The 21,276-nt window shown below is 38.4% G+C and carries 22 protein-coding genes; 11 read left to right on the top strand and 11 right to left on the bottom strand.

Annotated features, from left to right (window positions below; translation table 11 throughout):
• Positions 1-122: 122 nt before the first annotated feature.
• Positions 123-905 (top strand): enoyl-CoA hydratase, encoded by a 783-nt coding sequence (locus ACFCYJ_RS17755; protein WP_376075473.1) that lies wholly within the window; start codon positions 123-125, stop codon positions 903-905.
• Between the two features lie 112 nt (positions 906-1,017).
• Here the strand turns inward: ACFCYJ_RS17755 and ACFCYJ_RS17750 are convergent, their stop codons facing one another.
• On the bottom strand, positions 1,018-1,203 hold the full coding sequence (locus ACFCYJ_RS17750; RefSeq protein ID WP_370080917.1) for a YhzD family protein: 186 nt from the start codon (positions 1,201-1,203) through the stop codon (positions 1,018-1,020).
• Between the two features lie 349 nt (positions 1,204-1,552).
• On the opposite strand from ACFCYJ_RS17750, the gene ACFCYJ_RS17745 reads away from it, so the two are divergent.
• From ACFCYJ_RS17745 to yhaM, 3 genes are read left to right on the top strand one after another with little or no spacing between them, the layout of a single operon-like run.
• On the top strand, positions 1,553-2,767 hold the full coding sequence (locus tag ACFCYJ_RS17745; protein ID WP_376075472.1) for a metallophosphoesterase family protein: 1,215 nt from the start codon (positions 1,553-1,555) through the stop codon (positions 2,765-2,767).
• A 5-nt stretch (positions 2,768-2,772) separates the two neighbouring features.
• Positions 2,773-5,664: an ATP-binding protein gene (locus tag ACFCYJ_RS17740; RefSeq protein ID WP_376075471.1), complete on the top strand. Its 2,892-nt coding sequence runs from the start codon at positions 2,773-2,775 to the stop codon at positions 5,662-5,664.
• Positions 5,661-6,599: a 3'-5' exoribonuclease YhaM gene (yhaM, locus tag ACFCYJ_RS17735; RefSeq protein WP_376075470.1), complete on the top strand. Its 939-nt coding sequence runs from the start codon at positions 5,661-5,663 to the stop codon at positions 6,597-6,599. The genes ACFCYJ_RS17740 and yhaM overlap by 4 nt, the downstream gene beginning before the upstream one ends.
• A gap of 129 nt (positions 6,600-6,728) precedes the next feature.
• On the opposite strand, the gene ACFCYJ_RS17730 is transcribed toward yhaM, so the two are convergent.
• A complete protein-coding gene (locus tag ACFCYJ_RS17730) occupies positions 6,729-7,706 on the bottom strand; it encodes a peptidylprolyl isomerase (protein WP_376075469.1) in 978 nt (325 codons plus the stop codon).
• Positions 7,707-7,849: 143 nt separating this feature from the next.
• Here ACFCYJ_RS17730 and ACFCYJ_RS17725 point away from each other — a divergent pair, with 143 nt between their 5' ends.
• Complete coding sequence (locus tag ACFCYJ_RS17725; protein ID WP_370046387.1) at positions 7,850-7,963, top strand: YjcZ family sporulation protein; 114 nt, start codon at positions 7,850-7,852, stop codon at positions 7,961-7,963.
• A gap of 53 nt (positions 7,964-8,016) precedes the next feature.
• Here ACFCYJ_RS17725 and ACFCYJ_RS17720 read toward each other — a convergent pair whose 3' ends face one another.
• The 6 genes from ACFCYJ_RS17720 to ACFCYJ_RS17695 all read right to left on the bottom strand — a co-directional run bounded on the left by ACFCYJ_RS17720 (position 8,017) and on the right by ACFCYJ_RS17695 (position 11,461).
• Entirely contained in the window at positions 8,017-8,202 is a 186-nt protein-coding gene (locus tag ACFCYJ_RS17720; RefSeq protein ID WP_079563331.1) for a hypothetical protein, read from the bottom strand.
• 70 nt (positions 8,203-8,272) lie between these two features.
• The gene (locus ACFCYJ_RS17715) at positions 8,273-8,818 is read right to left on the bottom strand and encodes a DUF3267 domain-containing protein (protein ID WP_376075467.1); all 546 of its coding nucleotides are present in this window, start codon (positions 8,816-8,818) and stop codon (positions 8,273-8,275) included.
• 278 nt (positions 8,819-9,096) lie between these two features.
• The gene (locus ACFCYJ_RS17710) at positions 9,097-9,657 is read right to left on the bottom strand and encodes an HTH-type transcriptional regulator Hpr (protein ID WP_376075504.1); all 561 of its coding nucleotides are present in this window, start codon (positions 9,655-9,657) and stop codon (positions 9,097-9,099) included.
• A 156-nt stretch (positions 9,658-9,813) separates the two neighbouring features.
• On the bottom strand, positions 9,814-10,209 hold the full coding sequence (locus tag ACFCYJ_RS17705; protein ID WP_376075466.1) for a YtxH domain-containing protein: 396 nt from the start codon (positions 10,207-10,209) through the stop codon (positions 9,814-9,816).
• Between the two features lie 159 nt (positions 10,210-10,368).
• Positions 10,369-10,899 carry a tryptophan transporter gene (locus tag ACFCYJ_RS17700; RefSeq protein WP_376075464.1) on the bottom strand — a complete coding sequence of 177 codons (531 nt, stop codon included), beginning with the start codon at positions 10,897-10,899 and terminating at the stop codon, positions 10,369-10,371.
• A 145-nt stretch (positions 10,900-11,044) separates the two neighbouring features.
• Positions 11,045-11,461, bottom strand: coding sequence for an HIT family protein (locus ACFCYJ_RS17695; protein WP_323649866.1), 417 nt, complete (start codon positions 11,459-11,461; stop codon positions 11,045-11,047).
• 104 nt (positions 11,462-11,565) lie between these two features.
• Here ACFCYJ_RS17695 and ACFCYJ_RS17690 point away from each other — a divergent pair, with 104 nt between their 5' ends.
• Genes ACFCYJ_RS17690 through ACFCYJ_RS17680 form a run of 3 tightly spaced genes read left to right on the top strand, consistent with a single transcriptional unit; the run spans position 11,566 to position 13,768 of the window.
• Positions 11,566-12,315 (top strand): ABC transporter ATP-binding protein, encoded by a 750-nt coding sequence (locus ACFCYJ_RS17690; RefSeq protein WP_376075462.1) that lies wholly within the window; start codon positions 11,566-11,568, stop codon positions 12,313-12,315.
• The gene (locus ACFCYJ_RS17685) at positions 12,299-13,483 is read left to right on the top strand and encodes an ABC transporter permease (RefSeq protein WP_376075461.1); all 1,185 of its coding nucleotides are present in this window, start codon (positions 12,299-12,301) and stop codon (positions 13,481-13,483) included. Before ACFCYJ_RS17690 ends, ACFCYJ_RS17685 begins: the two co-directional genes overlap by 17 nt.
• Before the next feature lie 51 nt (positions 13,484-13,534).
• Positions 13,535-13,768 carry a hypothetical protein gene (locus tag ACFCYJ_RS17680; RefSeq protein ID WP_376075460.1) on the top strand — a complete coding sequence of 78 codons (234 nt, stop codon included), beginning with the start codon at positions 13,535-13,537 and terminating at the stop codon, positions 13,766-13,768.
• 73 nt (positions 13,769-13,841) lie between these two features.
• Here ACFCYJ_RS17680 and ACFCYJ_RS17675 read toward each other — a convergent pair whose 3' ends face one another.
• On the bottom strand, positions 13,842-15,002 hold the full coding sequence (locus tag ACFCYJ_RS17675; RefSeq protein ID WP_376075458.1) for an amidohydrolase: 1,161 nt from the start codon (positions 15,000-15,002) through the stop codon (positions 13,842-13,844).
• 195 nt (positions 15,003-15,197) lie between these two features.
• Positions 15,198-15,716, bottom strand: a complete 519-nt coding sequence (locus tag ACFCYJ_RS17670) for an antibiotic biosynthesis monooxygenase family protein (protein WP_376075456.1) — start codon at positions 15,714-15,716, stop codon at positions 15,198-15,200.
• 329 nt (positions 15,717-16,045) lie between these two features.
• On the opposite strand from ACFCYJ_RS17670, the gene hemE reads away from it, so the two are divergent.
• From hemE to hemY, 3 genes are all read left to right on the top strand, one after another.
• A complete protein-coding gene (gene hemE, locus ACFCYJ_RS17665; RefSeq protein ID WP_376075503.1) occupies positions 16,046-17,095 on the top strand; it encodes a uroporphyrinogen decarboxylase in 1,050 nt (349 codons plus the stop codon).
• Positions 17,096-17,252: 157 nt separating this feature from the next.
• Entirely contained in the window at positions 17,253-18,173 is a 921-nt protein-coding gene (hemH, locus tag ACFCYJ_RS17660; protein ID WP_376075455.1) for a ferrochelatase, read from the top strand.
• A 14-nt stretch (positions 18,174-18,187) separates the two neighbouring features.
• Positions 18,188-19,621 (top strand): protoporphyrinogen oxidase, encoded by a 1,434-nt coding sequence (hemY, locus tag ACFCYJ_RS17655; protein WP_376075453.1) that lies wholly within the window; start codon positions 18,188-18,190, stop codon positions 19,619-19,621.
• A gap of 157 nt (positions 19,622-19,778) precedes the next feature.
• On the opposite strand, the gene ACFCYJ_RS17650 is transcribed toward hemY, so the two are convergent.
• The coding region (locus ACFCYJ_RS17650) for a beta strand repeat-containing protein (protein WP_376075451.1) at positions 19,779-21,276 on the bottom strand (1,498 nt) is incomplete at its 5' end.

The raw sequence follows: 21,276 nt of genomic DNA, 5'->3' as shown, positions 1-21,276 counted from the left end.
TAAATCAATATTCGTCATTAAATATAGCATATCAAGTGCAATTTTGCGTAGGATAGAAGGAGTTTTCTAAAAAAACACGAATAGTACATAGTGAATGACTATTCATATTTGGGGGTGTTAGGATGGAATTTTCAACAATTACATTAGAAAAGTTAGATCGCCGTGCAACATTAACATTAAATCGACCACATGCCATGAACGCCATGGATGATGTGATGATGCGTGAACTAGCAGAATGCTTTGAAGCTCTACAGCAAGAACAAGAAATACAAATTCTCGTTATTCGCGGGGAAGGAAAAGTTTTTTCCGCAGGTGGCGATATTAAAGCGATGCTAGATCCAAATAAGCCACTAAATATTAATGAGGCAATGGTTTATTTATCACGTATTGTTAAAGCGTATTACCAGCTACCGATGATCGTCATTGCAGCAGTTCATGGAGCATCAGCTGGATTAGGCTTTAGTCTAGCGTTAGGGGCAGACATAGTTGTGGCATGTGAAAATAGTAAGCTGGCTATGAATTTCATAGGTATAGGGCTCATCCCTGATGGTGGCGGTCATTTCTTTATGAAGGAACGTGTGGGTACTGTCAAAGCGAAACAAATGATTTGGGAAGGTAAAGTATTAACTGCATCGGAAGCTCATGATGAAGGGTTAATTGACTACGTTGCACCAGATGGGACTGTTTTTGCGATTACTGACCAACTAGTTGGAAAAATGCTGGCTTCTCCAATTGCATCAATGATTACGACTAAAAAAATTCTACATGCTCAAAATTTACCTCAATTAGAGAGTATTTTATCGATGGAAGCAGCGGGGCAAGCAGCGATGCGTAAAACGGCCGATCATTTAGAGGGAATCCATGCGTTTGTAGAGAAAAGAGCACCTGCCTTTGTAGGAAAATAAAATTAAATAAAATTAACTACTTATTTCAGTGGGCGTCAAAACACCCGCTGAAAGAAAAGGAAAGAAAAAAGGCGCGTAGAAAAGTATACTACGTGCCTTTTACTAGCCATTTTTAGACATGAAATAAGATTAATTTACCCGAAGAGTTAACAAGGCGATGAGTTTTGTTGGCAACACCTTTTTCTTCAATCTGCTGTAGACCGCTGATTTTTGCAGTCTCATCGTTTTCGAAAGTCCATGTTTCATCAAACAACGTTTCCCCAGTTTTTTCAAAAGCCGTAAAGCGATAATTCTCCATACAAACCCCACCCTTTACTTAAATATATATCCATTATACATAGAAGATTTATAAACTTCACGGTAAAACTAGCTAAAATTTCGATAAATTATGAAAGTTGTGGAAAATTTGAGGCAATACTATTAATGAACATTCTTTGAATACATTTCTCAACTAACGTGAAATATGATAAAATAGAACAAATATTCGGTTTCGGCGTGATTCACGAATGTCTCATTATAGAAATGAGACAAATAGCAGTTAGTAAATTATTGAAGTAGCAATTCCAATGTACTGAATTAATTACTGCATTGTGAGTGATGAAAGAATAACGACAAGGTATAGATTATTTATTACTTGAGGTGATTGGATGTCAGCAATTCGTTTTTTCCATATGGCAGATTTACATTTAGATAGTCCATTTAAGGGCTTATTTGGTTTGCCCGAACAAAATTTCAAAAAGATTCGAACAAGTACTTTTGAAGCTTTTGATAAAATTATTCTGAAGGCTATTCAGGAGAAGCCTGATTTTTTACTGATTGTTGGTGATATATATGATGGTGAAAATCGAAGCTTACAGGCACAAAGACGATTTCAAGAGGCTATGGAAAAACTCTTTCAGCATAATATCCCTGTCATTTTAAGCTATGGTAACCATGATCACTTAAATGGTGCTTGGACACGCTTTGCTTTACCAAGCAACGTTTATGAGTTACCAGCTGAAACTAGTGTTGTGCAATTAAACATACGTGGTCAGCAAGTCAATATTTATGGCTTCAGCTATAGTGACCGTCATATAACGAAATCAATGATTGATAGTTATCCTGTTGCACAGGACCAGCATGTTATTCATATTGGTATGCTTCACGGTAGTGAGGCTAGCGATACTTCACATGCTGTTTATGCTCCTTTCACAAAAGATCAACTTCTTGAAAAAAACTATCATTATTGGGCTTTAGGGCATATTCATAAACGACAATTTTTACATCAAAATCCACCGATTGTTTATCCAGGCAATATTCAAAGTCGACATCGGAAAGAGCAGGGAATAAAGGGCTTCTATGACGTAACTTTGACACAAACCTCTACTGATTTGGAATTTGTACCGACATCTGCTGTTGTTTATAACACGGTAGAGGTGGATTGTACGAATGTGTTTCATGCAAATGAACTACTAAAAAAATGTGAGGAAGCACTGATGCTTAATCGTCAAGAGTATGGGGCATCTGTTGTGGAACTCCATTTGAAAAATATAGATGAACAATCACAATCTTTATTTGAACATGCTACAGTTGATGCATGGCTAGAAACTATTCGAGAAGCCGAGGATGGAATTGAACCGATGTGCTGGGTCCAAAAGCTCGTGTTACATCAATCGTCAGTATTGTATGAGCATACTGCTGTGACTGAATCGGTGATGAATCTAATGGAGCAATGGGATATTTCTGAATGGAAGGATATTTTAAAGGAACTGTACCAACATGCTGGTGGTGCAAGGCTGATTGAACCTTTAACAGAGCAGGATATTAAAAATTTAATGCATAACGCACAAGAATTATTAGCAGAAGAAATTCAAAGGGCGTGATTAACATGCTAACGATACAAAAAATCCAGATTTATGGCTTTGGCAAGCATGAAAACATCACCATTACTTTACGTGAGGGTGTCACTATTTTTTATGGTTTGAATGAAGCGGGTAAAACGACCATTCAACAGTTTATTTTACAAATGCTTTTTGGATTTCCTACGAGGCAGCAGGCACAACGTAAATATGAGCCGAAAGTATCGACTAAATTCGGTGGTCAGCTGACGATTTGGCATCCAACGTATGGACAATGCACGATCGAACGTATGAAAGGAAAGGCGTCTGGAGATGTCACAGTTTATCTAGAAGACGGAACAATGGGGCATGAGGAGCTTTTAGCAAAACTATTATATGGTTATTCAAAAGCTTCCTTTGAGTCCATTTTCTCCTTTTCATTACATGAACTACAGGGCATTGAAAAAATGTCAGAGGAAGAGCTAACACATTTGTTACTTGCCTCTGGGACAACAGGAATCCAACAGCTATCATCTTTAGAAAAGAAATTGGACAAAGATGCTAGTGAGCTTTTTAAAAAAGCAGGCAAAGTGCCACTCATTAATCAAAAAATAGAGCATTTAAAAAGACTAGAACGCACAATTAAACAAGAGCAAGGTAATATTCAGACCTTCGAGGATAAATTATTACAATTACAGCAGCTCGATCAAAAGCTAGAGGGGTTATATAGTCAGCAAAAAACACAGCAACAAAATTGGCAGCAGTTCACAATTCTTAAACAAGCTATGCCACTTCTAAAACAGCAAAAAGCTTTCGAACAGACGCAAAAAAGCTATGAACATGTGCAGTTTCCTCCAGAAGGGATCCGACGTTATGAGCAATTAAAGGATCGACTTATGCATGAAACACTACAAATGGAGCAACTGAAGGAGCAGTATCAGGGACTACAACAGAAGCTACAATTATCATTGGACGAGCAAGCTATTACTGAAATGTCTCGTCTTGTGAACAAGGAAGCAACATGGAATCAGTTAGTTGTAAAGGAACAGAACTTAATGGATGAGCTGTATTTAATCGAGCAAGAAATAGAAGCTCAGTTCCGTTTATTAGGTGTTCAGGACAAAACAGCGCAGGATATTTTGCTTGAAGAAACCGTATCATTACAGCAAGAGGAACAGTTTCAACAACAGTTAAGCCTATTAGAAGAAGCAGAAGAAGAGCTGAAGTTTCATTTGCGTTCGTTGGAGCAACTGCATGCAGAATTAGATACAATTGCTCAACTGAAACAACAGCTTCAACAGGAGTCATTAACTGCGGAGGAAGAACATATTTTAGCACAGTGGCCACAGCGTAAGCGAAAGCTCGAACAATTTCGTTATGGAAGGTCACAACGCTCGAAACAACAACAACCAAGTGTTTTTATATTTATTGTATTAGCCATAAGTGTACTTTCATGTATCTATGGTGTGATGGAAAAAAATATGGCGGTTATCGTTGTAGGAGCGGTTATGTCACTCATCATTATTTTATATTTAAAATTTGCTAGACAAGCTCATGAAGCGCCGAGTAAACAACAGAGTCAGCAAATACGGGAGTTAGAGCAGGAGGAGAATATGGCTCAAGACATCCTGCTAAAAAAACAAAAACTTGAGGATCGCTTGTTACATGCAAATGAGCAACAGCAAGAAAAAGAACATCAATATGTGAAACTTGAATATAAAATTCAAAGGGCTGAGCAGGTAAGTGAAGTGGCCACTCAGTCGCTTCACCATTTTTTAGGGCGCTATCGGCTAGAGGGAAATATACCAAAAACATTGTTACCAGAGCTGTTTATGCGCATTCGTGGTGCTCAAGAGTTGGCAGCAAAAAAGAAGAGTACATTTACGCTTCAACAAACGGTACAAGCGGAGAAAACTGAGTTACTAGAACAGGTTCAGCAAGTCTTAAAGACTGAGTATAGTGAGCAAGAAATCTTTATGCATTTACGTACTACATTCCTTACTTTTCAGCAGGAGCAACAGCTATCCAAACAAGTAAAAGAGCAGTTGACTAGCCTTCAGACCAAAATGCAAGGAGTGCAATCACATATAGACAGCTATGAGGCTGAAATCACTCAGTTATTTAAAGCTGCGAATGTTCAATCAGAGAAGGGGTATTATGAAACTCATGAACAATTTGAACAACAACAAAAAATGAAAAAAGAACTTCAAGCCATTCAGAGTCAGCTAGCCTCGCTGAATGTAGACAACAAACAGTCGTTGCTAGAAGAGGAACAGCTAAATGAAAAACTGCTTACTTTAGAAGAAGAGCGAGACACAATGCAGGTAGCGATCGATCATTGCTTAGAACAACGAGCGACACTGCAAATCCAAAAAGAGAATCTTCTAAATGACGAGAAATATGGTCAGTTGCTTCAACAGTTTGAAGAAGAGAAATCAGTGTTGCAACAGCTGATAGGGCAATGGGCTGCAAAAAAAGCATTGTCTACGGCGATACATGAAACATTGTTCCGCCTAAGAGAAGAAAAACTACCTCATGTTTTGACAGAAGTTAATGCAATATTTAATTTGTTAACAGGTGGGCGTTACGATAAGCTTTTAATTAACGATGAAGGCTATTTTGTTGCACAGGATGTTTCTGGATTACGTTATCAAATGGCAGAATTATCACAGGCTACAAAGGAGCAAGCTTATATTTCATTGCGTATGGCACTAGCAAAAACGCTAACAACTTCTGCTCCATTTCCATTTATTATGGACGATCCTTTTGTCCATTTTGATCGAAACCGTACAGACAAAATGGTACAATTAATGAAAGAAGTAGGATATGAACGTCAAATTTTATATTTTACTTGCCATGACGCGATGCTCACTCATTGGCAGAAAGACCAAATTGTCGACGTAGGAGCACTAGCAAATGAAAGGGGAGTGGCGTCAACATGAAGGGTATTACGACGCTCCAGGTTGGAGAACCAGTAGATCAATTTTTATTAATTAAACAGGCGACAAAAGGGGTTACCACAGTCGGAAAACCATTTATTTCACTGTTATTACAAGATAAAAGTGGAGATATTGAAGCAAAGCTATGGGATACAAATGAAGATCATGAAAAAATGTATCACGCTGAGGCAATTGTCCGTGTAGGTGGAGAAATTCATGACTATCGTGGCAAAAATCAATTGCGTATCAAGGCAATCCGAGTTGCAAAACCAGAGGAGGGAATTGCTATTAATGATTTAGTTCCTTCCTCAGCAACTCCAAAAGAAGAATTATATGAAGAATTGACGCAATTTTTCTTTGATATTAAAAATCCGAATATATCACGAATTACACGTGCAGCTATTAAAAAACATCAGGATGCTATTTTAGTCTATCCAGCTGCTACGAAAAATCATCATGATTATGCGTCTGGTCTACTAGATCATATGGTGTCTATGTTGAGACTAGGAAAAGCAATTGCTGATTTATATCCTACATTAAATCGAGATCTATTATATGCAGGGATTATTCTGCATGATATTGGTAAAGTAGTTGAGCTATCAGGGCCTGTTGCAACAATATATACGGTTGAAGGGAATTTACTTGGTCATATTACGATTATGGTCAATGAAATTGCCAAGATTGCCAGTGAACTAGAAATCGAGGGCGAGGAAGTCATGCTATTGCAACATATGGTGCTATCTCACCACGGTAAAGAAGAATGGGGCAGCCCGAAAAAACCGATGATTCAAGAGGCGGAAATCTTGCATTATATTGATAATATTGATGCAAAGATGAACATGCTAACACGAGCATTAGGCAAAACAACGCCAGGCGAATTTACGGAAAGACTATTTCCACTTGATAATCGATCGTTTTATAAGCCGACTATTAAGTAAATGTAGATTTGATGTTCCTCATCAAAGGTTGGGGATTACATTCGTCTTCATTAGTGGATTCTGTAGAAAAAGGGTTACGCCTGTATCGGCGTAACCCTTTTTCATATAGTAAAGTAACAACTAGTAAGATTATTTTTCAGTATCTTTGTCGTCTTTATCTGTGTTTTCTTGAGCTTTCTTAGCTTGTTCCTCAGCTTTTTTAGCTGCTTCTTCAGTAGCCTTAGCTTCTTCCTCACTTGTTGTTGTAAGGGTTTTTATAGCAGTTTTTAATTCTTTATCAGATGTTTTTACATCAGCATCTTTTGCCAATTTTGCAACGATATCTTTAAGGATTTGTTGATCTTCACCTGTTTGCTTTAATTTAGCTAGCATTTGTGAACGGATGTTTTTCTCTTCGTCTTTGAATGAGCCAACACCTTTTACATCACGCTTTTCCGTAACTTCAATAACGTGGAAACCATAGCTTGATTTAACTGGTTCACTTAATGTTTTTACAGGAAGGGCGTAAGCAGCATCACTAAATTCATCTACCATTGCACCAACAGAGAACCAACCTAGTTCTCCGCCTTTTTCAGCAGAGCCAGTATCAGTCGAGTATTCTTTTGCTACATCTGCAAAAGAAGCGCCACCTTTAATTTTGGCAATGACTTCATTAGCTGTTTTCTCATCTGCTACTAAAATATGACGAGCATTTAACTCTGTTTTCATTTGCTCATAATGTTTTTTTACATCTTTGTCTGTAAATGCTTTATCTTCTAAAGCCTTTTCTGAAAGAAGCTCAACACGTAAAGCATCTTTATAGCTTTCTTCAGTTAAGCCACTCTGAGAAAGTGCATCGGCAAAGCTATCGCCGAATTGTGAAGCAGTTGCGTCATAAGCCTCTTTGATTTCTTTATCTGATACTTTATATTTATCAGCTAATAATTTTTCAGTCAACATTTGTTGAAGTATATGAGGACCTGCTAATGTTTTTGATGTTTTGTTAAAGTCAGAAACTGTAATGTCGCCTACTTTTGAAGTTGCGATTGTTTTGTTGTCATCTCCGCTACATGCACCAAGTGCTAATACCGAAGCAGCTAATGTTAAAGATAAAACTGTCTTTTTCATAGTGGATATTCTCTCCTTATATGGTTTCGTCCATTTTTTACTATAACATAAACGATTTAAAAACAAAATGGTTCCCCCTTGAGTATAGCCTATATTTCAGATTTTCAAGCGCATAGGATATAGAAAAGAAAGGGGGTGAAGTTATGAGCAGCGGAGGATACGGTGGTGGCGGCGGCTACGGCTCAGGCTCAGGCTTTGCTTTATTAGTTGTGCTATTTATTTTATTAATTATCGTTGGTGCAGCGTTCCTATACTAATTAATAAAAACGGCAAAAGCTAAGGGTTTAACATCCTTAGCTTTTCTTTTTAACTACACTGCATATAAAACTTCAATATAAAATGAGACAAGTAATATTGTAATAAGTATATTTATAGTTCGGAATACTTTTGGTTGGTTTTCTTCGGGAATTTCACGTCGCATGCACAGCGCATAAGTCATGCGGTTTATTTGAAATAAATAGAATACCGAGAATAGAACTACAATCATTAACAGCAAGTCTATTCCTCCCCTCTTTCAGTATTAATAGCATAACAAAAAACGTTAATAAAACACAAGTACAAGCAATTTAGTGAATAGTAGGTGGTACTAAAATTTCATAGCCCTTAGGCGTCTCCTCAATCTGGGAGTCTTTAGGCGAATTCAATAAGTATTTTACATATAAAATATCTATTACACATAGACTACAATGGTAAGCTAAAAGTAATGTACCATAATGGGTATACGCAGGGAATAGTAGTGTACCTAATAAAATGCTTGTATTTAACACAATAAATGGTGTGAGTAAGGCTAAAATATAACGATTTTTCGATAAAGGTTCACGGATACGCATGTGAAGAACAGGAATAACATAAAATTGGGTACGCACACGCAATTTTAAATGCTGACGTAGATCATATAATGCTAGAAAGTGTAAGCATTTATGAATTGGATAGATTGCAAATATAGCAATAACAAATAGCCAAAACAAACGATCTGTATAGTGCTCGTCATTAAATAAATTTAATGACACATAGGAAAGAGAAAAGACAGTAAAAAAAACAAGTACAGACATAATCATAATACGCGTTGTTCCGTAATGATGTTCAAGATTTAATATTTTCCAACAATGCATGATTATCAACTCCGTAATATGAATGGTCCTATTTAATTTAAATTGATTTATATTAGAATGCAAGAAAAAGGAGGTACCTCAGAAATATTTCTGAAACACCTCTTTTAACTTCTTTCAGCGGAAGTCCAAACACCCGCTTAAATAGGGGAACTCAGTCTAAAAACGCAACGTCCTTTGGCGACGACTAAGTGACCAAAATCTTGTTGCTGACGCTACGTTAACACTACGCTTTCGCACAGACAAAACCTTTTGCTGTCGCTAAAAGCCTAGTTTCACTTTCATCCTTTTACAGTTGGACGTTCTTCTACCTTATCAAAGGAATCACGGAAGTGTTGGAAGGAACGTTCGAAAATGTCGATGAAGTCCTCTCCATATATATTGCGAATAACAGCCATAACATCTAAAAATTCTGGGAAGCGACCGTATAGGTCTTTTAAAGCTAATGAACCTTCTAGCACAGAATGATACGTATTATGATAATTACTATTCATTTCAACAATAAGGTCTGTGCCTGCATCTGTTAACTCAACATACGTATTCCGCTTGTCGTCATCACGCTTTGAAAACTTAAGGAATCCACGTTCTTCTAATTTTTTTGAAAAATTAAATGCAGTAGAAACATGCATTACCCCAAATTTTGCCACATCAGAAATTGAAGCCCCTTTTAAATGATACGAAATCCATAAAATATGATGTTCGTTAATATTTAAATCGTAGGGTTTAATCCATTGCTGCCAATCTTTTTCAACTGCTTTCCATAAAGCTTTTGATATTTGCGCAATTCTTTGACTATAAAGCATCGCTTCTTTTTGAGTGTATAATTCCTCTGACAAAGCCATCACCTACTGCTTTCTTTAACATTTTAAAAATATTATAGCAATAAAGGAAAAAAGTTTAAAGTTAGAAAAATTAAAAAATTGAAAAGTGGTTAAAAAACAACATTTTATCAATCAGAATTAATAAAAATATAGAATTTTTATCAACTAGAAAGGACTTTAGTCGCTAACTTTTTCTTTCGTTTTTTTCTTTTTTTCTGTAAATTGTGCAACGTTTTTCTCGATTTCGCTTATTGAATTCTGTAATGCTTCTATTTCTTGTTGTAAGTTATTTTTTGACGGTTCGATTTCTTCAGTGAATGTAGTAATAGTTTGTTTTAAATCATTTATTATTAGTGGTATATTATTTTTCATTTCATTAGTAAGTGAATGAACAGATTGTTTAACTGTGCCTGCTTGCTGTTTTACATCTAAAAGTTTGTCCTTGGTGCTTTCAGCATTTGATCGCAAATTAGCACGTAATTGTTGTCCTGATTGAGGAGTAGAAAAAAGTACAGCAATTGTACCGCCAATGATCCCAGCTCCAAGTCCAAATAAAAATGGTTTTGCTTTCATATCGATTACCTCATTCCTGTAATTATCATGTGTTACCTACTATTAAACCATGAAATGCACCTATACAAAAAGAAAAAAGAAACTAAACGAGTGATTTTGAATCACGGTTTGGTTTCTTTTGAAGATAAACGTGCATTTTCTAAATGTATGCACCTTTTATTAAATTGAAATAGCTGTTTGGAATTTAGAGCGCTTCACTAATTTTGCAACTATAGGATAAATAATTGCAAAAGCAATGACATTAAATGCTACAGCGGGTAATACAACCCCTACAAACAGAACAGCGAATGTTGCACCAACATTTGCATTGAATACAAAAAGTGCAACTGCTAAAAAGACAGTTCCAGATAAAATTGTTCCTAAACCAACTAAGACAGCAGATACTGCGAAATTACTTGCCAACTTTTTCAATACCATTAAGGCTGCTAAAAAGACAAAGCCTGTTACTGCTTTATCGATAATATTTGGAACAAGGCCAGCTGGAAACGTTGTAAATAATCCTGAAAGTACACCTGTTGCTAAAGAAAGTAAGAACGTTTCTTTAATAGTAGGGAACAATAAAATACCAATAAACATCATTGTTAGCATGAAATCAGGCTTCATGCCGTTTACCATACCTGGTGTGACCACATAAAGGGTAGCACCAACACCAACTAAAAGTGCCATTAATACTAAATTCTTTGTATTCATTTCTAATCTCTCCTCGACTATGCTAATCTTTTTTGTCTCCTAACGTGTCCTCATGACCGTTAGCGAAACTTATTTGTGATTGTACGCTATAAATTTGAAAATTGCAATAGACAATTCTGACAATTAGAGTGAGTCAGAATTTCAATTATTTAAGGTTAGCTTTAATGCTTTCCGCAACTTCAGTTAATTGCTCGGGTGTATATTTTTGTGTTTGCCAAATTAAGCCCAAGCCTTCTTTTTCGTCGTAACGAGGAATAAAATGTAAGTGATAGTGGAAAACAGTTTGTCCAGCTGCAGCGCCATTATTATTAATTGTATTAAGTCCAATTGGGTTAAAAGCAGCTTTTATAGCATTCGCAATTTTGGGTGCTGCTGCATATAAATTACGAGCTACATCCTCAGGCATTTCGAATAGATCCTTACAGTGATGCTTTGGAATTAATAGGGTATGCCCCTTTGCTACAGGTGAAATGTCAGTAAATGCATAGACATGTTCGTCTTCATAAATTTTTGTACTTGGGATGGATCCATCAATGATTTTGCAAAATAGGCAATCGCTCATTCGAAAATTCCTCCTTATTTTATATGTAAATACATTCTATCATACTCATAACTGTATCATTTGCTAATTTTTGATAAAATATAAATGAGAAGAGGAGTGATGGCATGACGGTATTAGAGGTACAGCATGTAACAGGTGGTTATACAAGAAAGCCGGTTATTAAAGATTTATCATTTACGATTGAAAAAGGGGAGCTTGTTGGCTTAATTGGCTTAAATGGAGCCGGTAAAAGTACAACGATTAAGCATATCATTGGAACGATGCTTCCAAAAGAAGGAGACATACGTTTAAATGGTGTGACGTTAAAGGAAAATACGGACAAGTATCGTACAGCATTTTCTTATATTCCTGAAACACCTGTATTATATGATGAGCTAACATTACGTGAACATTTAGAATTAACCGCGATGGCTTACGGTCTAGATGAAGCAACACTTGCAGCTCGTTCACAATTATTATTAAAAGAATTTCGAATGGAAAAGCGACTGAATTGGTTCCCTTCACATTTTTCAAAGGGGATGCGTCAAAAGGTTATGATTATGTGTGCCTTTTTAGTCAATCCAAGCCTTTATATTATTGATGAGCCTTTTGTGGGGCTCGATCCACTTGGAATTCAATCCTTGCTTGATCAGATGGATGAAAAGAAAAAAGAAGGCGCTTCTATCTTAATGTCTACGCACATTTTATCGACCGCTGAAAAGCATTGTGACCGCATTATTTTATTGCATGAAGGACGTGTGCGAGCACAAGGAACAATGGAGGATTTACGCAAGGTATTTGCGATGCCACATGCGACATTGGATGATTTATATATTGCCATGACAAAGGAGCACGACCATGAAGAACTTGCGTGATGTATGGTCCTCTCGCTTCATGCACTATATAGGTGAAGTGCAAAAATATATGCGATTTATTTTTACAGGGCATCTAGCGATTGTACTAGTATTTCTTATTGGAGCAGGGGGCTATCAGTATAGTGAATGGCTGAAAAGTGTACAGCCCGATTTTCCAGCAGAGGTATTAATCGCAGTGTTTGTAGGGATTTTACTTGCATTAAGTCGTCCAACTTCACTTTTGAGAGAGCCAGACCAAGTGTATTTATTACCATTAGAATCAAAAATGTCACAGTATTTTAAAAAGGCGTTAGCGTGGACGTTTTGGTCACAGGTTTGGATTGTGGCAATTGTTTATATCGTAAGTATCCCTTTACTAAAAGCTATTACTGAATTAACAACATTTGAAATTTGGTCAGTGTTTCTACTTATTATTATATTGAAGTATTTGAGCGTTCAAGGTGAATTTAGTTATCGTTATAGTGAACGTGGTCAAATGATTTGGGTAGACAGGCTAATTCGAGCTGTTATCTTTAGTGTTACTGTGTACATGGGGCTTCATATGCAGCTTATTTTAGCAATTGTGGCTGCTGCAGTTGGGTGTGTGTATATTGTAATATTTAGAAAGAAATGTGCAGGTGAGCCTGTACCGTACGAGCATTTTGTAAAGCTGGAACAAAATCGCATGATGAGTTTCTATCGTTTTGCTAATTATTTCACGGACGTTCCACATTTACGTGGTAGCATCCGTCGTCGTGGTTGGTTTGATTGGCTTTACAAATTTGTGCCATATAAGAAGGACAATGCTCAAAAGTACTTAGTGTTCCGTACATTCATCCGAACAGATGATCATTTTTATTTATGGCTCCGATTAACAGTGATCTCAGCCGTTATTGCAGCTTTTGTAGATATCCCAGTCGTTACATGGGTTATTGCTGGTGCATTGAGCTTTGCTACAACTATTCAATTAAAATCTGCTTTATTATCAAGCGGTGAATTTCGCATGGACATGCTTTATCCTTTGCCTGATGAAGCACGTAAGGTAGCAGTCAATCAAATTGTGCGTCTTGCGATGATCACTCAAGCTATTATAGTGGGTCTATGTGGTATTACACAGCCAATGTTCTATGTAACCTTTATCATCATACTGGTTGTAAGTGAATTGACTGCTAAGGCCTCAAAATCTTGAATATAGTTAATTTCGACTTTTGTTAAAACGTATGTCATGCGACTAAGTTGATTGAAGTGGAGACTGGGTGACTCCTCGGGGATTAGCAATAGAGGAACGAAGGCTAAAACCATCACGTCCTGTGATAACGCCTTCGTGACCAACATCGTGTTAGCCCGACGCCCCCAGGAAGCTCTGCTCTGCGCGAAAGCGAAGCGGCAGCAATTGTTTTATCTGTGCGAAAGCATAGCGACAGCAACAACAAAGCACCCAGTCGCAACGGAAATCAACCACACGCTTTGGTGATGAACCTTTATTTTTTTCTAATTATAAAAGCTCATTTCTCCAATAAAAGAATTGGAAAAATGAGCTTTATTTTTTATTCAACTAATTGATAGTCTAGTGCTGCTGTTAATAATACCTTTGCAGCAATGAGCATCCCTTTTTCGTCTATATCAAATTTTGGATGGTGATGTGGTGCATATTTAGCTGGGCGGGCTCCTGTGAAGAAGAATGTACCTGGCTTTTCTTCTAAGTAATAAGCGAAATCTTCAGCCCCCATAGTTGCTTCAACCTCAGTAACATCGCAAATATCCTGTGCTATATTACGCACAAAGAGTGTTTCCTTCTCATGATTTACAACTGCAGGGTAGCCACAACGATAATCCAGTTTAATTGTACAATCATGTGCAATTTCTGTACCTTGGATAACTCGTTTAAACTCACGTTCCATCGTTTCACGAACATCCTTATCAAACGTTCGAATTGTGCCATTTAAATAGGCTGTATCGGCAATAATATTGTCAGCATTAGATGCCACGAATGAACCAACTGACAAAACAGCTGATTCAGTTGGGGCAACACGACGTGCGACAAGCTGTTGTAAATTTATAACAAGCTGAGAGCCAATAACAATCGCATCCTTAGTTTGATCTGGATGAGCGCCGTGACCGCCCTGACCTTGAATTTTTATTTCAAAACTATCAACAGCGGCCATTGTCGGCCCTACGCGGTAGCCAATCATGCCTGTAGGATGGTTAGAAGAAAGGTGTGTACCAAAAATAGCATCAACGCCTTTCAAAGCCCCGGCCTGTACCATCCCAATTGCTCCACCCGGATCAACCTCTTCAGCATGTTGATGAATTAGTACATATTCTCCTACTAACTCATCGCGCATTTCCCACAATAGCTTACCGACAATTAACAAAGTAGCTGTATGACCATCATGCCCGCAAGCATGCATAACACCAGACACAGTTGATTTGTAAGGTACGTCTTTTTCATCTTGTATAGGAAGCGCATCAAAGTCTGCTCGTAAGGCAACCGTTTTGCCAGGCTTGCTCCCCTTAATCCGCGCAATTAAACCGTGACCACTGACATTAGCTTCAACCGGTACGCCGAGATTTTTATAAAACTGAATAATATAATTAGCAGTTTCTTGCTCCTGAAAGCTTAGCTCCGGATACATATGCAGATGACGGCGAATCGCCACCATTTCATCAAAATGAGCATCAATTTTTTCAAATAGATGTTGGTTCATAGTAAACCTCCTTAAACAAATTATCCTAGATTTTTATGAATAACATAATAGTTTTACAAACTGGATAAATAGAGGGTTAGCGCGTCTCATCAAGAATATCCTTGGGAAAAGTAATGAATCTCCGCACGTCACGGGAGAATACCCGCGGAAGAGCATCAAATACCCGCGAAAGCATCAAATACCTGCGCCTCTCAACTAATCTTCGTTTTCTTCTTTTGGAGCAGCACTATAGGTTGTGATATAGGAAGCGGCTGAGAAAATATTCTGTTGATTCACGCCTGTTGATTCTTTGCGTTCAGCATGTGCTGATGCAAAGGCCTTTGAGCTTTTCCATGCTTCGAACGAATGAGGACCGTTCCATTGTGTCATGACAATGTATGTTTCACTATTTAATGGACGAAGAAGTCGAAACGCTACAAAACCTGGTTCATCTTCGATAGCACGTGCTCGATTTAAAAAGCGATGTTCGAAAACTGGTCGACCTTCATCTGTAACAGGAATATTGTTGAAAACAAAGAAACCTCGTTCTTCTAGAGCATTTACTGAATCTAGCACTTCAAACTTACGAGGTGTGGCAAATACAGATTTTCCTTTTGTTTCATGTATAAGCACAGAGTTTCCTTCTCCGTGTATTAAAATCATGACTTCGTTTGGATATTTATTCTTTAATTGCTCTAAAAAATCACCTGTACCAGAAGTTAAATAAATATACACAACTATTGCCCTCCTTATGAATGTTCATCTTTTTAAAGGAATGAATTGTGCTTGCACAACGCACTACTTAGTCCCGCCATTACCTGCTCGAAAGCAACAAGTACGCTAAGGTGGAATTTGGAATATAGCGTGATTATCTCCATTTAAGTGTAAGTATATAGCTTTGTCAAAAAAGAAAGCCCTTAGAAAGAACAATTTTATGACATTTCCCTATGAAAACTATACAATAACAGAGGAAGCGTTTACTATTGAAAACGGATATCAATAATAACGAAATAAAAACAAAAGAATTTTACGATATGAATTTTAATGAGGGGAAGGAACTATTCATGACAACTTTTAATGATACACTTCTACGTGCTGCACGGGGAGAAAGAACGGAACATACACCAGTATGGTATATGCGACAAGCAGGACGCTCTCAGCCAGAATATCGTGCGATTAAAGAAAAGTATTCTTTAGAGGAAATTACACATCAACCTGAACTTTGTGCATATGTAACGCGATTACCAGTAGAAAATTACAATGTTGATGCAGCGATTTTATACAAAGATATAGTAACACCACTCCCTGGTATTGGAGTAGATGTAAAAATCAAAGCAGGAGTAGGTCCTGTCATTTCAAATCCTATCCGATCAGTTGCTGATATAGAAAAACTAGGTGAATTCAATGCGAAAGAACATACACCATTCGTTTTAGAAACGATAAAAATGTTAACAGAAGAACAACTGAATGTACCTTTAATTTGCTTTGCAGGTGCGCCATTCACTCTCGCAAGCTATATGATTGAAGGTGGACCTTCAAGAAACTATAATAAAACAAAATCATTTATGGTATCAGAGCCTCAAGCTTGGTTTGCATTAATGGACAAGTTAGCTGACATGATTATTTCTGATATTTCTGCTCAAGTCGAAGCGGGAGCAAAAGCTATCCAAATATTTGACTCCTGGGTTGGTGCTTTAAATGTTGAAGACTATCGTGTGTTCATTAAACCAATTATGACACGTATTTTTGCAGAGCTACAAAAAGAAAATGTGCCACTTATTCAGTTTGGTGTCGGTGCAAGTCATTTAGCGAAAGAGTGGAATGATTTACCGATCGATGTTGTTGGCTTAGATTGGCGTTTACCGATTAAAGAAGCTCGTGCTAACGGTATAACTAAGCCAGTACAAGGGAATTTAGATCCATCACTATTACTTGCTGATTGGTCCATTATTGAAAAACGCACGAAAGATATTATCGATCAAGGCTTAGAAATGCCAGGACATATTTTTAACTTAGGTCATGGTGTCTTCCCAGATGTTGACCCAGAAGTGTTAAAACGTTTAACAGCTCTTATTCATGAGTATAGTGCTCAACAAATCCAAGCACGCTCTTAATATAGATATGAACAAGAATATTTTCTTTTCTATGAATGATAATCTCGATTTCATCGTAGAAAGGGTGCTGTCCAACCTAATGAATTGGACAGCTTCTTTTTGTCACATACTATACGATTAAAGATATATTTAACTATTATTTAGAGGTGAAAAGGTAATGAAAGAAGTTAAAGGCTTATTAGTTATGGCATACGGAACACCTTATAAAGAAGAAGACATCGAACCTTACTATACGCATATTCGCCACGGTCGCAAACCATCAGAAGAGCATTTAGAAGATTTGCGCGGCCGTTATGAAGCAATCGGTGGTTTATCACCACTTGCTGCTGCTACAAAAGCGCAGGCTGAAGCTTTATGTGCACGTTTAAATGAAGTACAAGATAATGTGGAATACAAATTATTTATCGGTTTAAAGCATATTCACCCATTCATTGAAGATGCAGTAGAAGGAATGGTAACAGAAGGTATTAAAGAAGCGGTTTCTATCGTATTAGCTCCTCACTTCTCAACGTTCTCCATTAAATCATATAATGGTCGTGCAACAGAAGCGGCTGGAGATCGATTAACAATTACTTCTGTAGAATCATGGTATGATGAACCAAAATTCATTGAGTATTGGAAAAACAAAGTAAATGAAACATTTGATGCAATGTCTGTTGAAGAGCGTGAAAAAGCGTGTCTAGTCGTGTCTGCACATTCACTTCCAGAGAAAATTAAAGAGTTGGGCGATCCATATGAAGATCAATTAATTGAGACAGCTCGACTAATCAAAGAAGCAACGGGTATCAATAATGTAGAAGTTGGCTGGCAATCAGCAGGACAAACACCTGAGCCATGGATCGGTCCAGATGTTCAGGACTTAACACGTGAACTTTACGAGCAAAAGGGCTTCCGTTCATTCGTTTATACGCCAGTTGGCTTTGTTACAGAACATTTAGAAGTTTTATATGACAACGATTATGAATGTAAAGTTGTTTGTGATGAACTTGGCGCGAAATATTATCGTCCAGCAATGCCAAATACACACCCATTATTTATTGATGCAATGGTTGATGCCATTCATAAAAAACTAAGCTAAGCGAAAAGAAAGTGATGATGTTGGTGACTCAGAAAAGACGAAAGGTAGTTGTTGTAGGCGGTGGCATTACTGGCCTCACAACTGCGTTCTATTTGCAAAAAGAAGCAAGCGCAAAAGAATTGCCGTTAGATATCGTACTTGTCGAGTCGTCATTACGTCTTGGCGGAAAAATACAAACACTGAGAAAAGATGGCTTTATTATCGAGCGCGGTCCAGAATCTTTTTTTGATCGTGAGAACTATGTGTATGCTTTGGCAAAGGATTTAGGCATTGAACAGGAAATGATTACAAGCAATACAGGACCGACCTACGTTGCCGTTGGTAGTCAATTGTATCCAATCCCGAGCAATCTTTTGTCTGGAGCAACACCACATGCCTCATCATTTATTACATCAGGTTTGTTTTCACTTAGCGGGAAAGTTCGTGCGGCGGGGGATTTTTTCATTCCTCGTTCGGCACAGAATGATGACCAACCATTAGGGCAATTTTTTAGAAGAAGATTCGGTGCTGAAATTGTAGAAAATCTCGTAGAGCCATTACTTGCAGGAACATTTGCTGGTGATATTGAGCAGTTAAGCATGCGCTCAACATTCCCACAGCTTTATGGATTAGAGCAAAAATATCGTAGCCTACTTATTGGGATGAAAAAGGCTGGTACGAATTTTTTAAGTAACGATCTCACTGCGAAAGATAAGGGCATTTTTCAAACATTTAATAATGGTCTTGAGACACTTATCGAAAAACTTGAAGAATCACTACTTCCTGGGACAGTTATGAAGGGTGTTAAGGTCGAGGAAATTGAGCATGGTAAGGATGGTACTGTTCAAGTTGTGTTAAACAATTTTACACAATTAAAAGCAGATGCAGTTATTATTGCTACACCTTTTAATGTGGCAAGAAAAATGTTCAGCAAACACCAGTTATTAACTGAATTGAGTACGATGAAGGCAGCAACTATTGCTACTGTGACAATGGCATTTAAAAAAGAGCAGTTAGGTGATCTAGATGCGTTATCATTTTTTGTCTCTCGAAATAGTGATTTTTCAATAACTTCTTGTACTTGGATGAATCGAAAGTGGCTAGGCACAACACCAGATGATTACGTGCTGTTACGCAGTTATATTGGCCGAGTGGGTGACGAGGCAATTGTAGCGCTATCCGATACTGAAATTGAAAAGACCGTATTGCAGGATTTAATGAAAACAATTGGTGTAGATGGAGAACCGTTAATGACTGTAGTTTCCCGCTGGAAAAATGCCATGCCGCAATATACCGTAGGACATGAAGCGAAGGTAGAGCGAGTAAAACAAGAATTACGTGAACATTTTCCCACTGTAAAGCTCTCGGGGAGTTCCTTCGAAGGAATATCAATACCTGAGTGCGTGGAGCAAGGTAAAAATGTTGCTGAAGAAATGTTAAAGGAAATGTTTGAGATTTGTGAGAAATAAATGATTATCAGTAAGTAGTACAAACTTGAAGATCAATGTTTGTACTACTTTTTTTATTTTGAAATTTGATAGTGCAAAGTACAAATTGCACAAGTTAGATAACTCAAATTAAAAACTGAGAAAGTAAGTTTCTACTTTCCCAGTAAAGATCTTAATGTTATGAAATTCGGTGACATGACCATACAATACCGCCGGAGTTAGCTCCTCCAAGAGTAAGTCCTAACGTTAAACCGTTAGCATTGTAGAATAAATCAATAACATCACCTGCATTTAAATCGGCTTCTCCAGCTAATGTTACTGTCCCATTACCAAGGATAGCGCGTAAAGTCAATACGGCAATAACATTTACATTTAATAAAGGGAATAGCCCGTTTATTAAATTTGTTGTAGTGTTTTGGCGAATAGCAAATGATGGGTTGATGCCAGCCCCTAAGGTTACGGAAATTGCAGCAGTAGTTGAGTAGTTAATTGTAGCTTCAAAAGCATATCTTCCGGTCGTTGGAACAGTGAAAATTCCGGTCGTTGGATTGAATGCTGGTGTTGTGAAATATGGAGCTGCCACACTCCAGTTAGTGATTGTAGTAGAAGCGCTTACTGTTATAGCATTATTAAATGCTGAGAAACCTTCTGTAAATGCTGGTCCGGTAGCCCCAGTAGAGCCAGTAGCCCCAGTAGAACCGGTAGAGCCAGTAGCTCCAGTCACCCCAGTAGAGCCGGTAGCCCCAGTAGAGCCGGTAGCCCCAGTAGAGCCGGTAGCCCCAGTAGAGCCAGTAGCCCCAGTAGAACCGGTAGAGCCGGTAGCTCCAGTAACACCAGTAATCCCAGTAGACCCAGTCGCGCCAATAACACCAGTAGAGCCAGTAGAGCCAGTAGAGCCAGTAGAGCCAGTAGAGCCAGCAGTTCCAGTAGCCCCAGTAGAGCCAGTAGAGCCGGTAGCTCCAGTAACACCAGTAATCCCAGTAGAGCCAGTCGCGCCAATAACACCAGTAGAGCCAGTAGAACCGGTAGCCCCAGTAGAGCCAGTCGCCCCAGTAGCTCCAGTAACGCCAGTAGAGCCGGTAGCTCCAGTTTCACCAGTAATCCCAGTAGAACCGGTAGCGCCAGTAGATCCAGTTTCACCAGTAATCCCAGTAGAACCGGTAGCGCCAGTAGATCCAGTTTCACCAGTAATCCCAGTAGAACCGGTAGCGCCAGTAGAGCCAGTCGCCCCAGTAGATCCAGTAACGCCAGTAGAGCCGGTAGCTCCAGTTTCACCAGTAATCCCAGTAGAGCCAGTCACCCCAGTAGCGCCAGTAGAACCGGTAGTCCCAGTTTCACCAGTCGCGCCAGTCGCGCCAGTAGAACCGGTAGTCCCAGTTTCACCAGTCGCGCCAGTAACACCGGCAACTCCAGTAGAACCGGTAGCGCCAGTAACGCCAGTAACGCCAGTAGCTCCAGTAGCTCCAGTCGCGCCAGTAGCGCCAGTCGTGCCAGTAACCCCAGTCACCCCAGTAGAACCGGTAGCGCCAGTCGCGCCAGTCACCCCAGTAGAACCGGTAGCGCCAGTAGCTCCAGTCATCCCAGTAACACCAGTAGAACCGGTAGCGCCAGTAATCCCAGTAGAGCCGGTAACGCCAGTAACCCCAGTAGAACCGGTAGTCCCAGTAGAGCCGGTA

The sequence above is a fragment of the Lysinibacillus sp. NPDC056232 genome (assembly GCF_042267565.1).
Classification (GTDB): Bacteria; Bacillota; Bacilli; order Bacillales_A; family Planococcaceae; genus Lysinibacillus.
The sequence above is the reverse complement of the archived record's forward strand: the minus strand, read 5'-3'. Positions and strand labels throughout refer to the sequence as shown.

Excerpts from the sequence above, each read along its gene's own strand:
- ACFCYJ_RS17755 (WP_376075473.1), top strand. The coding sequence starts at position 123 with ATGGAATTTTCAACAATTACATTAGAAAAGTTAGATCGCCGTGCAACA.
- ACFCYJ_RS17750 (WP_370080917.1), bottom strand. The coding sequence starts at position 1,203 with ATGGAGAATTATCGCTTTACGGCTTTTGAAAAAACTGGGGAAACGTTG.
- ACFCYJ_RS17745 (WP_376075472.1), top strand. The coding sequence starts at position 1,553 with ATGTCAGCAATTCGTTTTTTCCATATGGCAGATTTACATTTAGATAGT.
- ACFCYJ_RS17740 (WP_376075471.1), top strand. The coding sequence starts at position 2,773 with ATGCTAACGATACAAAAAATCCAGATTTATGGCTTTGGCAAGCATGAA.
- yhaM (WP_376075470.1), top strand. The coding sequence starts at position 5,661 with ATGAAGGGTATTACGACGCTCCAGGTTGGAGAACCAGTAGATCAATTT.
- ACFCYJ_RS17730 (WP_376075469.1), bottom strand. The coding sequence starts at position 7,706 with ATGAAAAAGACAGTTTTATCTTTAACATTAGCTGCTTCGGTATTAGCA.
- ACFCYJ_RS17725 (WP_370046387.1), top strand. The coding sequence starts at position 7,850 with ATGAGCAGCGGAGGATACGGTGGTGGCGGCGGCTACGGCTCAGGCTCA.
- ACFCYJ_RS17715 (WP_376075467.1), bottom strand. The coding sequence starts at position 8,818 with ATGCATTGTTGGAAAATATTAAATCTTGAACATCATTACGGAACAACG.
- ACFCYJ_RS17710 (WP_376075504.1), bottom strand. The coding sequence starts at position 9,657 with ATGGCTTTGTCAGAGGAATTATACACTCAAAAAGAAGCGATGCTTTAT.
- ACFCYJ_RS17705 (WP_376075466.1), bottom strand. The coding sequence starts at position 10,209 with ATGAAAGCAAAACCATTTTTATTTGGACTTGGAGCTGGGATCATTGGC.
- ACFCYJ_RS17700 (WP_376075464.1), bottom strand. The coding sequence starts at position 10,899 with ATGAATACAAAGAATTTAGTATTAATGGCACTTTTAGTTGGTGTTGGT.
- ACFCYJ_RS17695 (WP_323649866.1), bottom strand. The coding sequence starts at position 11,461 with ATGAGCGATTGCCTATTTTGCAAAATCATTGATGGATCCATCCCAAGT.
- ACFCYJ_RS17690 (WP_376075462.1), top strand. The coding sequence starts at position 11,566 with ATGACGGTATTAGAGGTACAGCATGTAACAGGTGGTTATACAAGAAAG.
- ACFCYJ_RS17685 (WP_376075461.1), top strand. The coding sequence starts at position 12,299 with ATGAAGAACTTGCGTGATGTATGGTCCTCTCGCTTCATGCACTATATA.
- ACFCYJ_RS17675 (WP_376075458.1), bottom strand. The coding sequence starts at position 15,002 with ATGAACCAACATCTATTTGAAAAAATTGATGCTCATTTTGATGAAATG.
- hemE (WP_376075503.1), top strand. The coding sequence starts at position 16,046 with ATGACAACTTTTAATGATACACTTCTACGTGCTGCACGGGGAGAAAGA.
- hemH (WP_376075455.1), top strand. The coding sequence starts at position 17,253 with ATGAAAGAAGTTAAAGGCTTATTAGTTATGGCATACGGAACACCTTAT.
- hemY (WP_376075453.1), top strand. The coding sequence starts at position 18,188 with ATGATGTTGGTGACTCAGAAAAGACGAAAGGTAGTTGTTGTAGGCGGT.